Origin of the sequence: Bacteroides sp. 14(A), assembly GCF_000526555.1 — a bacterium.
GTDB classification, from domain to species: domain Bacteria; phylum Bacteroidota; class Bacteroidia; order Bacteroidales; family Bacteroidaceae; genus Bacteroides; species Bacteroides cellulosilyticus.
In genome coordinates this window covers 663,746-676,398 of record NZ_JAGH01000005.1, presented here as the reverse complement: position 1 = coordinate 676,398, position 12,653 = coordinate 663,746, and the positions used below count along the sequence as shown (strand labels likewise).

Below are 12,653 nucleotides of genomic sequence, written 5' to 3'. Positions count from 1 at the left end.
GTGAATCAACTATATTTGTACATTCATTATAAGTACTATAATTATGCAAGATTTTGTAAACGGACGCTGTGGTTGGTGCGGAACTGACGAACTGTATGTGAAATACCATGATCAAGAGTGGGGAAATTTAGTGACCGACGACAAGACGCTGTTCGAGTTTCTTGTGCTGGAGAGTGCCCAGGCCGGATTAAGTTGGATAACCATCCTCAAAAAACGTGAGGGATATCGCAAAGCCTTTTGTGGTTTCGATGCCGGACAGGTAGCACAAATGACCGATGAAGATGTAGAACGGTTGATGCACTTTGATGGCATTGTAAAGAACCGTCTGAAAATCAAATCGACCATTACAAATGCAAGGTTATTCCTTGCCATACAAAAGGAGTTCGGTAGCTTCTATGAATATACACTGTCGTTCTTTCCCGGCAGAAAGCCGATTATCAATACCTTTCAATCCTTGAGTGAGATTCCGGTATCATCTCCCGAATCTGATGCCATGAGCAAGGATATGAAAAAACGAGGATTCAAGTTCTTCGGATCTACCATCTGCTACGCCCACTTGCAGGCTGCGGGATTCGTCAACGATCATCTGGAGGACTGTATCTGTCGAAAAGGATAAATGACAGTATAACTTCATACAAAGTAAAAGGCGGTATTTCCTTGCATGGATTTACCGCCTTCTCGTTTTACTTTTTTATTCCCAAAATACTTCTTGCTTTCTCTTCACTGGAGATAAAATCGAGTGCATTGATTATCTCGTCATAATTCTCCCGGTCGGAGATATTCGGAGCTAAGATTTTCAGGACTTCCAGTTTGTCATCATCAAACCGGTATATCGACATCATCCGCACACACTGCTTGCAACTTAATCCCCTGTTACCGATTCCGGCTTCCAGCAAATCCAGTTGATCGTCTTTGAAAGGTTTGGCCTTCACTTTGTTGTAAAGAGACTGGAAGTCTCTCTCATTCATTCCGTTCCCAATGTTGGCATGTGGCCGGGAAGGTATATTCCCATTGACTTCTACGGACGGATAAACCGCTACGGGAGAAGGGGGAGCATCTGCCCGGAAAGAATCCATACTAATCACACGCCCGTCAATGAAGCTGACTATAATCGTAGTCCATCCGGCATTGTCAGCAACATTCTTTACGAACTCCCACTCCTCCACGTCATGATCAAAACGGCGATAGTCCGGCTTCCCAAGTATAGATGACACTTCTTTCTGACTCATTCCCTTCTGAACGCTCATCATGACACCTTTGTCAATCCCTAAAATCATGGCACAACTACCCATACAGATTGCAAATGCCAGTAGTGCTAATGTCAGTTTTATTGTTTTCATTGTATATATTGTTTTTAGTTTTTATGTTGCTACAAATATAAGTGGAGAAAAACATATAATATTATCTTTTTCCCTATTATTTAGGGAGATTTCCCTATTATGTCAGTATTCACAATGCTCCGAATTCTCTTCGTATCACGGGAAATAAGAGAATAATTCTGATAATCAACCAATATTAAATAGAACCTTATTCAATTTTTTCAAATTAATTCCATATCTTTACCAAAATATCTACTACTATGGCACAGATAATCAGATTTCTTTTCTACATTTCGATGTCCTTTTTATTTTGTACAGTCGGACACGCACAGCAACAAGATTCAGTAACTATTAGTGGACGAGTGACAAATTTCAATGGGCAACCGATAGATAGTTGTTCTGTATGTTGGTACACTCCCCGATTCAATCCTGTATCAGAAGGTATCACTAATAAAGATGGCTACTACACTGTCAGGGTACCTAAAGGTAAATATCAAAGTGTATATGCTATCTACTATCCTACTTATGCACACACAGCCCTCAAACTTGGACTCCCCGAAGCGGAACACCGTTTAGAGTTTTGGGCATGGGATTTTATTGCCGATCGCGACACTACGTTAAACATACGATATCATCGTATGGAAGCTTATGGAATACGTGCTTTCCGCATCCCCGGCGCTATGCCTGCTTATCAGATATATGTCCGCCCCATGAGTCTGACACGCTTTTACGAATGGATGAAGACCTCCGAACCGGCTTCTATTGTGCGCAATGAAGATCTTAGCAATAAGAAACAGCAAGCTCAAAGTAAAGAAGCCAAAGTGGATCAATGGGCTCCACCAATCGATCAACTGAAAGTTGTTGTCTGGATAGATGGCGAAGAAGTTCCCATTCTGATGAAGCAGGAAATAAAAGAATACTACGATGCCGACGAATATGGAAGCGCCTACCTGCTGACGGTAGATCTCCCTAAGCATTTGCAGAATGACCTCCCTTATCGTGTATTCAAATTAGAACTGACCGACTTGGAGAATGGTGATCGTGGCGAGGGTCTTTATTATATGGAAAAAGAAAACTATATAAAATAGGTCTTAAATATCACTTTCCTTTTTTTCGTTAGCATCAGCTTTGTCACCTTGTTTGTATTCACAGGGGGAGACGCCTTTATGACGCTTAAAAGTCCGGTTGAAATATGGCACATTATTAAAACCAACATTATAGCAGATTTCTGAAACCGTCATCCTCTTCTGCTTCAAAAGCTGGCAGGCTAAACCTATACGATACTCGTTCAGATAAGTGACAAAAGTCTTTCCGGTAGCTTTCTTGAAGAATATACAAAAAGAAGCCCGGTTCATGCCTACATACCGTGCCACATCATCGAGCGTAATATCCCGCTTTGCATTGCAGATAACGTATGTCTGGATCTGATTCATACGCTTCGTTTCTTTGTCAATCCTCTGATATTTACCTACCACGTGCTCACTGCCGCTATCTGCCATTATAAGGATAAGTTTTATCATGGAAGCAACCCTTTCAGCTTCACTTTGATTACACATCTCTTCCAGAAGGTCAATGATTGCCTCCGACTTTTCCTTATCGAATTTCACCGCATCATACTTCTTCTTCAACTTATCTATATGTCCGCACAGTTCAGGAAAAGTACCGGAACACCTATCGAGGAAATCATTGTCAAACGTTACAGTAATGTTCGCAATCCTGCCCTGCGCATCCGTATCATCGCCCTCAAAATACCAGCAATGTGGAATTTCCGGCGGTATCATAACTACCTCTCCGCCAAGAAAAGGCTCCGTCATGTCGCCTATCAACCTCATGCCGGAACCTACGATCACATACGAAAGCTCCCAGGTAGATTGCTGATGCAAACCTATCTGTTCATCAGGCGCAAGATGAACATTCTCGAAAGTAAAAGAACGTCTTTCTGATTGGGGCATTATACTATAATTTAATATTCTCTATTATTTTCCTCCTTATACAGGGAAATATGCAAATATAAGACAATTCTAATAAACGATAAGATAAATGCATAAACTAATTGAGGGATAACTTTGCAGGCGATATAAAACTGATAATATCAGATATCTGGATAACTTAGGTCCTGCCAGGCTTGCGAAAATATGGCAGGTTATTTTTTAGTGTAAAAATGAATTTAATATCAAAATAATGAATACAACAACTTATTTGGCATCGAAGCCGCGCTATGAAATACTGGACGGGCTCCGCGGCGTTGCCGCAATGATTGTGGTAGCTTACCACTTGTTTGAAACTTATTCTGCGGGCCCTGTCCATCAGATTTTGAATCATGGTTATCTGGCTGTGGATTTCTTTTTTGTTCTTTCCGGTTTTGTAATAGGATATGCCTATGATGACCGTTGGGACAGGATGTCCATAAAAGATTTCTTTAAGCGACGCTTGGTACGCCTGCATCCTATGGTGATTATGGGCACGTTAATAGGAGCTGTCTTTTTCTATCTGGGCGACTGTTCCGCTTTTCCTCTGATTATGGAAACACCTTGGTGGAAAGTCCTCTTGATGGTTCTGCTCGGTTGCCTGATGATCCCCACACCAGTTTCATGGGACATACGGGGCTGGTGGGAAGTAAACTCCCTGAACGGCCCTACCTGGTCGCTAATGTGGGAGTATATAGCAAACATTCTTTATGCTTTGTTTATCCGCCATTTCTCTAAAATCGCCTTGGGAATCTTTGTCGCCTTGGCAGCGTTGCTGACTATCGACATAGCATTCAATATAGATACTTTTGGTCTGTTGGCCACAAGAGAAGCGGCTGCATATACCTTTATCGGCGGATGGAGCCTTACTCCCGATCAACTCTACATCGGTATATCCCGACTGCTTTATCCTTTCTTCGTGGGGCTACTGCTTTCGCGCGTCAACAAACTGATAAAGATAAAAAGAGGATTTTACTGGTGCTCATTGCTGATAGCTGCCATTTTAGTTATGCCCCGCATCGGCGGTACGGAAGCCATGTGGATGAACGGTGCCTACGAAGCTTTTTGTGTACTTATTATGTTCCCTTTAATAGTAGCGATGGGAGCAGGCAGCAATGTGACTGGAAAACGTTCCGTAGCCATCTGCCAATTTCTCGGAGAGATCTCCTACCCTCTTTATATCACACATTTTCCGCTGATTTATATGCAGATAGCTTGGGCACGGAATCATCCGGACGCACCTTTAGGCATGCATGTTTTGCTTGCAGTTTCCATCTTCATTTTATCCATTGCTATCGCGTATGCTTGCCTTAAACTGTATGACGAACCGGTACGTGAATGGCTGAAAAGGCGTTTTTTGATGAAAAGAAGGTAAAATACCTCTATGCTAAGTAGCATTTTCTTGTAATTTGCAAAATCAGCAATCGGGATTTATAAGTAATGCGGATAGGAAACACCTATCCGCATTATCCAATATCAACTTCCAATAGCTGAAGAATATCTTATGTTGTAACTTCATGTACTTTTTTATGTGGCTATCTTCCTCCCACAGCATGGTATAAATCAATTACTCCTTGTATTTCCTCAAATTTATCTTGAACCTGCATTAATTCCGCTTCCAGTAGTCTCTGACGTGCAGTCAATACTTCAAGATAATTAGTGGAAGTATGTTGCATCAGTAATTCGGTTTTGCGCACGGCTTCTTGCAAGGTCATGATTTGTTGATTGACATAATCCATCCGAATGCGGGCAGATTGCCAACGTGTCAAAGCATTGTTTACTTCTTTTCCAGCATCTAACAGGGATTGCTGGAATAGAAGAAGAGCTTCTTCCTGGCGAGCTTTTGCCTGACGCAGGTTAGCTATATTCGTTCCCTTGTTGAACAGAGGTTGCATAAGCGAGCCTACCGCACTGAACAACCAACTTCCGGGATTGACTACAACACCGCCGACATTGTTCGTCCATCCGGTAGAGCCGGAAAGAGTAAGGCTCGGATAAAAAGCGGAACGGGCGGCATTGGTAGCATAATATGCTTGTGCCAGATTCCATTCTGCTTGTCTCACATCAGGACGGTTGGCAAGCAGCTGTATGGGAAGTCCGGCAGAAAGTGTGTCGGGAAACTGTTGCTTTTGCAGTGCTCCCCGCATGATGTCATGTGATGTATCGGCCAGTAATGCTGAAAGTCCGTTCTCTGTTTCACGTATACTTTTCCGTATGGACACCACAGACGCTTCCAATGCCAAACGGTTCGCTTTGGCCTGAAGTACCGCTGCATCGTTGGATTTTCCAGCCCGTTTCAACGCCTCGATAGAGTGTTCTGTCTCTTTCCAAGTAATCAACGTCTGTTCACTGATGATGAGTTGGCGGTCGAGCATCAGCAACATATAATAACTATTGGCGATTGTGGCTATAAGCTGTGTCTCTACCGCCTGCCTGTAAGCCCGACTTCCTTCGAGAGCGGCAAGCGCCTCTCGTTTGGCATTGGTTACTTTTCCAAACAAATCTATTTCCCAGCTTGCGGAAGCGGCAAGATTATATGTCTTTATCGCTTTCGCTCCCTCTGTACCACTGATACTGCCATCCGGAGCCAGTACTACCGATGGCAGATAAGAAAGTCGTGCATTCATTAACACCGCTTCTGCAGCTTTCACCCGTGTATGGGCTACACGCAAATCCGTATTTCGTTCCAACCCTTTATCGATCAAGGCTTGCAAATTTTTGTCCGAGAATAAATTCCGCCAGCCGAGAGTAGCTATTGAAGCAGTGTCTCTTGTTTCCTCCAAGTCTCGGTATAATCCTTCGGTCTGAACTTCAGGACGGGAATAAGGTTTATATATGGAGCATCCCGTCATCAGACAAACTGCCCATAACAATATGAATGTATAATATGCAAATTTCATCTTCATTCTTTTATCTTAAGGTTCTCCAATTCCGTTTGTATCGCCCAATCCGCACCTTTACATGAAGTCTGTGCAGGTCTGATTTTTTCTTGCAAATACTGAAAGACAATGAAAAGGACGGGAACAAATAGCAGCAGTGCCAATGTTCCTATCAACATACCTCCCACTACACCGGAAGCCAGAGAACGGCAACCGTTTGCACCCACACCATGTGCCATCATCAGAGGCAGCAATCCAAATATCATAGCCATGACCGTCATCAAAATCGGACGTAAACGGTCTTTTGCCGCCACATAAGCAGCTTGTATGAGCGACATGCCCGCTTTTCGGCGTTGTACTGCATATTCAGTCTGCAAAATGGCGGTTTTGGCGAGCAATCCTATCAGCATGATGAGTCCGGTCTGCATATAGATATTATTTTCCAGACCTAAAATCTGAGCAAACAGGAAGCTTCCTAAGAATCCGCACGGAACGGACAGAATGATCGAGAAAGGAATGAGCAAACTCTCGTAAAGCGCACACAATATCAAATATATCAACACCATACAGATGGCAAAGATAATAGCCACATTATTAGTCGTCTGACTTTCCTCGCGGGAAATACCTCCAAACTCGTACGCATAATTAGCCGGAAGCAGCTTCTCTGCTGTTTCCTGTACCGCTTTCAATGCGTCCCCCGAACTGTATCCGGATGCAGGTGTTCCATTGATAGAAATGGAATTATAAAGGTTGAATCGTGACACGTCCTGTGGCCCATAGGTTTTAGTAAGCTGTACGAATTGTGCGAGAGGCGCCATTCCCTCACCCGTTCGAACATAAATATGGTTCAAGGATTCAGGAGTAACCCGGTATGTCGGATCTGCTTGTATCTGCACACGGTACAATTTGGAGAAACGATTAAAGTTCGACACATAACCTCCTCCGTAATAACCGGAAAGAGTTTCCAGAATCTCAATAGTGGAAATACCTGCTTGTTCGCATTTGGCAGCATCTATATCAACCCAATATTGCGGGTAGTTCGTTTCAAAAGAAGAATATGCCATCTCTATCTCCGGACGTTCATTGAGAGCTGCTACGAAGTTGTCCGCCACTTCCTTGAACTTGTTCAGATCGCCTGAAACCTTGTCTTGCAGATAAAGTTCGAAACCGCTTCCCATCCCGTAGCCCGGTATCATTGGAGGAGTCACGGCAAAAAGTTGCATATCCGGTACACCGGGAGCGAAAGCATAGATACTGTCTATGATTTCCCTTGCCGATTGTCCTTTTCCCTTTCTCTCGTCCCAGTGTTTAAGAGAAAGAAATGACATTCCCATAGATGAACCTGCGCCACTGAAGGAATATCCCACGATGTTGGCGTTATAGTCAATGCCGGATATCCGGTTTATGTTCCGGTTTACTTCTTGCATGATACGCCGGTTTTCAGCCATCGAAGTTCCGGGCTTGGCATTCATACTAATCATTACCGAACCTGTGTCCTCATCGGGAACAAGTCCGGTTTTGGTGGTACGCACCAAAAAGACAAGCAATATCATCGACACCGCCAGCGTTCCCCACATCAGCCATTTACGCTTGACAAGGAACAGAACAGAGCGCATATATCGGGAAGTTATCGCATCGAAAGCCGCATTGAACGCTGTACGGAAACGAGCGGCAAAATTGTTCTTCGTATTCCCTTGCTCATCCTTGTAAGGATGAAGCAGCAAAGCGCACAAGGCAGGTGAAAGGGTAAATGCATTGATCGCTGAAATACCCACAGCTACGGCCATCGTGATGCCGAATTGCTTGTAGAATTCTCCGGATGTACCTCCCATCATGGAAACGGGAATAAACACGGCCATGAATATCAGCGTAGAGGTCAGGATAGCCGATGCGACACTCCGCATAGCATCGTTGGTGGCCATATAGGAAGAACGATAACCTATATCGAAACGTGCTTGTACCGCTTCGACCACGATAATGGCATCATCCACTACCGTACCGATAGCAAGAACCAGTGCAAAGAGCGTGATTAAATTGACAGAAAATCCAACCACTGCCATAAAAGCAAATGTGCCAACAATGGATACCACAATGCCTATCGTCGGAATAAGGGTGGAACGAATGTCATGCAAAAACACATATACCACCAGCACTACCAGTAAGATAGCTTCCAACAATGTTTTCAATACAACCTTGATGGATGCTTTCAGAAAAATGTTCGTGTCGTTCAGAGTTACGAATTCCAGTCCTTTAGGTAAATCCTTGCCGAGCTCGTCCAGTACGGCATCTATTTCATTGATAGTTTCCGAAGCATTGGAGCCGGCCTTTTGGTAAATCATTGCCATAGCAGCCGGATGGCCATTCATCTCAGTCGAATAGTTGTAGGCTTCATCGCCCAACTCTACATCTGCCACTTCATTGAGTCGGAGAACCTCACCGCTAGGGAGGGAACGAACGACAAGTTCACCGAACTCTTCCGGAGTGGAATATCGGCCTCGGTATTTCATTGTGTACTGATAAGCGTTATCATGATTTTCCCCAAAGGCTCCCGTAGCAGCTTCAATGTTCTGCCGTTCCAGCATAGCGGTGATGTCCGAAGGGATAAGACCGTATTGCGCCATCTTATCGGGTTTCATCCAGATACGCATACTGTAATTGGAACCGAACAGCATCATATTACCCACACCCCCGATACGCTTGATGCGCGGTTCCACGTTTATCTTCATGTAGTTGTTCAGGAACTGCAAATCATATTTCCCGGTAGGGTCAAAGAGCGAGAATGTTTTCAGTTCGGCATTCTGTTGCTTCATGGTGGTAACACCGACTTTTGTCACTTCGGCAGGAAGCAAACTCAAGGCAGTGGATACACGGTTCTGTACGTTTACCGCCGCCATATCAGCATTACTTCCCTGCTTGAAATAAACATTTATCATGGCATCACCGTTATTAGAGGCCGTGGAGGTGATATAAGTCATATCTTCCACCCCGTTGATGGACTCCTCCAGAGGAACTACAACCGATTTCTGTACCGTTTCGGCGTTGGCTCCCGGATAGTTGGCAAATACTTGAATAGTAGGCGGTGCAATATCAGGATACTGTTCCACAGGCAGATTCGATAAGGCGATGAATCCCATTAGTACGATCACGACAGATATGACGCCAGAAAAAACTGGGCGGTCTATAAAAAATCTTAGGTTCATAGTTTTTTATTATTTGGAGGGTTCATCTTTTCTTATATCTATCTGAATACCGTCCCGCAGAAGTCCCGTTCCTTCGGTTACAATTACGTCACCTACGGCAAGACCGGATCTGACAATATAATCTTTGCCATCATTGAGTTTTTCCACAGTCAGTTCACAAGAGTGAACACAACCGTCTTCAGCTACCTTATATGCCAGAATCTTATTCTGCAATTCGGTGGTAGCCGTCTGCGGAATGACAATGACAGAATCTTCACGATGCGGAATAATGACATTACCGATTCCCCCACTTAATAATGTACGGTTGGTATTATCAAAAATACTGCGGACGGATACCGTACCGGTCTTCCGGTTGATAATGCCGCTAATGCTCTCTACGTGTCCTTGTCCATCATACAGACTACCGTCATTCAGTTGTAATCTGACCGGAGGCATTTGGCGGATTACTTCATCATGGGATCCGTATTGTCGGAGTAAGGAATGAACCCGCTTCTCGGTTATTGAAAAATAGACATACATCTCTGAATTGTCGGAAACGGAAGTTAACGGAATAGCCATCGAAGCGCTGACCAATGCGCCCTCCCGGTAAGGTAGTGTGCCGACAACTCCATTCGACGGACTTTTTACCTCCGTATAAGACAGGCTGTTCCGTGCATCCTCTTCCAAAGCCCTTGCCTGTTCCAATGTCGCTTCGGCAATGGCAAGGGCATTCTTCGCAGTGGACAGATCGTATTCTGAAACGACTTTTTCCGCAAAAAGCTGTTGCTTGCTGCGATATTCCAGACGAGCCGTCTCCACCTGCGCTTCAGCTGCATGTACATCAGCCATTGTTTTGCGCCATGCTGCACGGTAAGGCACTTGATCTATGACGAACATTACTTCACCTTTCCGAACCGTTTTCCCTTCATACACACGAAGCTCTGTTATTGTACCCGATATTTGTGGGTAGATGTCAATATCCTGCCGCCCTTGTATGGAAGCTGAATAAGACTCGTTTATTTCCACCGCCTTTGCGGCAACAGTCATCACCCGGCACAATGGCAGTGTTTCTTTCACTTCCCTGTTCTTGCACGAAGACAGGCACATTGTACATGCTAAAAGTATAACTCCAATAATTCTTTTCATTCTTTCTTCTCTTTTTTGGCGCAAAGGAAAGAATTACGGAACTGTACCGCAATAAGCAAATGCGTGAAGCGTAGAAAACAGTTTCGGAAACGTAATAAATGGATTACGACATGTGGATAATGAAATATACTCTCTTTTTCATTTCCTGTATTCGATTCACACTCAATTTATATCATTTCGAGAACTATTTATGAAGCTTCGTCTCCACTTTGTTTGGAGGAAGAGGTGAAAGTCACTTATTTTGCAAATAAAAACGGATGGCAAAAACCAAGTTCGACAATATAAAAAATCGCGTGCTACTGGTAGTGATTGTATTTCTTCTCAGTTATCTGCTGACAGCATTGATCGACAAAGAATATACTACGTGGTTTTTCGGCGGCGAACTGTCGTTTGTAGATTATATGATCGATTTCGGCGTGTCGTTGCTGATAAGTTTCGTATTCGTGGAACTATCTGTCTTTTATAGCAGTTGGTCGTTTCGTCTTGTTTCATTTACGGATAAGCCGTATCTACGACTGTTTATCTGTGCTTTCCTGCTACTCTTATTTAACAACCTGACAGTTTGGTGCTTTTCTCTGTTGATAAATATATGTTTTGATGAGGGGCTTGCTTTTTTTCATCAGGGGTTGTACATATTCAGTGTAATGGCGACATTCGTGTCTTATATCTATACTGATGCCCAATATATGGAATCATCCATATTAGCCGAAAGACAGAAAAAGGAGTTGGAAATAACCCTTCTGAAAGAAAAGGAACATGCCGCACAGATGCAATTGGAAGTATTGAAATCGCAAATAGACCCTCATTTCATGTTCAACAACTTCAGCATTCTTTCTGAATTGATAGTGGAAGACACTGCATTGGCTGAAAAATTTCTGGACAACTTGTCAAAGGTGTACCGGTACGTCATCCAGAATCTGAAACGAGATACGGTAAGCATCGAAGAAGAAATCGCTTTCCTCCATTCTTATATTTACTTGATAAAAATGCGCTACGAGGACGCAGTCTGCATAGATATAGATGAAACATTGAAGCAAATCGACGGGCAGATACCTCCCGTTTGCCTACAATTATTGGTGGAAAACGCCATTAAGCACAACTGTGCATCGGCTAGACACCCTCTCTCGATACGTGTTTTCCGTGAAGAAAATGATATTGTAGTAGAAAACGACTTACGCCCGATAGCATCCGATTTTGAATCGACGGGGATCGGCAATAAAAATATCATCGGGCGTTATCTCTTACTTTGCAAGAAAAAACCTTTTATCGAACAACGAGAAAATACCTATATTGTCAAACTGCCTATTATAAATAATACTTAATATGAATATCTTAATTCTTGAGGATGAACAGCGAAACTTCAATCGCCTGAGACGTCAATTGGAGGAGATAGATACGACTTTTCATGTGGAAGGACCACTGGCCAATATTCAGGAATCGGTGGAATGGCTACGAACCCATCCGACTCCGGATCTTATACTTGCGGACATACGCCTGTCCGATGGACTAAGTTTTGACGTATTGCGTCAGACGGCCATACCATCCCCAATCATCTTCACCACTGCCTATGATGAATATGCAATCCAAGCTTTTAAATATAACAGCTTCGACTACCTGCTCAAACCCATTAATTCCGAAGAATTGGCTGAAGCCATCAATAAGGTGCGTCGCCGGACTTTGTCCGACACGCATGGAGAAGATATGCGTCGGTTAGTGGAATATATGTACCGCAATAATTACCGTTATCGCGAGCGTTTCCTGTTGCCTTACCGGGATGGGTACATCTCCGTACAAGTGAAAAACATCAGCCATATCGCTTTGAAAGAACGGACGACGCTTATATTTCTGAACGATGGAGCATCCATGAACATATCTTATTCATTGGATGAACTGGAAAGCCAACTCAATCCCGATATTTTTTTCAGGGCAAACAGGCAATATCTTTTGCACATTGACAGCATACGGAATGTAAGCAACTACTTTAACTCCAGATTAAAAATACATATGAAAAAATATCCTGATACAGAGATTATTGTAAGTAGAGAACGAGCTTCTGCTTTGAAAGAGTGGTTGGATAAATAATCATTAATGGTTGTTTTTAATCTGGTATTTGAAAAGTATAGTTGTTCATATTTCCGTTTTTTATCCTTATCTTTATCACAT

The 12,653-nt window shown here is 43.3% G+C and carries 10 protein-coding genes; 5 read left to right on the top strand and 5 right to left on the bottom strand.

The genetic code is table 11. The features are described 5' to 3' along the window. Window positions 1-43 precede the first annotated feature (43 nt). Entirely contained in the window at window positions 44-616 is a 573-nt protein-coding gene (locus K429_RS0125740; protein ID WP_029328617.1) for a DNA-3-methyladenine glycosylase I, read from the top strand. Between the two features lie 67 nt (window positions 617-683). On the opposite strand, the gene K429_RS0125735 is transcribed toward K429_RS0125740, so the two are convergent. After that, window positions 684-1,340, bottom strand: a complete 657-nt coding sequence (locus K429_RS0125735) for a DUF4476 domain-containing protein (RefSeq protein WP_029328615.1) — start codon at window positions 1,338-1,340, stop codon at window positions 684-686. Between the two features lie 239 nt (window positions 1,341-1,579). On the opposite strand from K429_RS0125735, the gene K429_RS0125730 reads away from it, so the two are divergent. Beyond that, window positions 1,580-2,407 (top strand): carboxypeptidase-like regulatory domain-containing protein, encoded by an 828-nt coding sequence (locus K429_RS0125730; protein WP_029328614.1) that lies wholly within the window; start codon window positions 1,580-1,582, stop codon window positions 2,405-2,407. A 3-nt stretch (window positions 2,408-2,410) separates the two neighbouring features. Here the strand turns inward: K429_RS0125730 and K429_RS0125725 are convergent, their stop codons facing one another. Next, on the bottom strand, window positions 2,411-3,271 hold the full coding sequence (locus tag K429_RS0125725) for an AraC family transcriptional regulator (protein WP_029328613.1): 861 nt from the start codon (window positions 3,269-3,271) through the stop codon (window positions 2,411-2,413). A 229-nt stretch (window positions 3,272-3,500) separates the two neighbouring features. On the opposite strand from K429_RS0125725, the gene K429_RS0125720 reads away from it, so the two are divergent. Further along, a complete protein-coding gene (locus tag K429_RS0125720) occupies window positions 3,501-4,661 on the top strand; it encodes an acyltransferase (protein ID WP_007214077.1) in 1,161 nt (386 codons plus the stop codon). 160 nt (window positions 4,662-4,821) lie between these two features. Here K429_RS0125720 and K429_RS0125715 read toward each other — a convergent pair whose 3' ends face one another. Genes K429_RS0125715 through K429_RS0125705 form a run of 3 tightly spaced genes read right to left on the bottom strand, consistent with a single transcriptional unit; the run spans window position 4,822 to window position 10,490 of the window. Beyond that, complete coding sequence (locus tag K429_RS0125715; protein ID WP_044097231.1) at window positions 4,822-6,138, bottom strand: efflux transporter outer membrane subunit; 1,317 nt, start codon at window positions 6,136-6,138, stop codon at window positions 4,822-4,824. Window positions 6,139-6,188: 50 nt separating this feature from the next. Next, entirely contained in the window at window positions 6,189-9,365 is a 3,177-nt protein-coding gene (locus K429_RS0125710; RefSeq protein ID WP_029328611.1) for an efflux RND transporter permease subunit, read from the bottom strand. A gap of 9 nt (window positions 9,366-9,374) precedes the next feature. Further along, a complete protein-coding gene (locus K429_RS0125705) occupies window positions 9,375-10,490 on the bottom strand; it encodes an efflux RND transporter periplasmic adaptor subunit (protein ID WP_029328609.1) in 1,116 nt (371 codons plus the stop codon). A 257-nt stretch (window positions 10,491-10,747) separates the two neighbouring features. Between K429_RS0125705 and K429_RS0125700 the strand changes: the two genes are divergently transcribed. Then, a complete protein-coding gene (locus K429_RS0125700; RefSeq protein WP_029328608.1) occupies window positions 10,748-11,812 on the top strand; it encodes a sensor histidine kinase in 1,065 nt (354 codons plus the stop codon). A 1-nt stretch (window position 11,813) separates the two neighbouring features. Then, window positions 11,814-12,572, top strand: coding sequence for a LytTR family DNA-binding domain-containing protein (locus tag K429_RS0125695; protein WP_007214071.1), 759 nt, complete (start codon window positions 11,814-11,816; stop codon window positions 12,570-12,572). Window positions 12,573-12,653 lie beyond the last annotated feature (81 nt).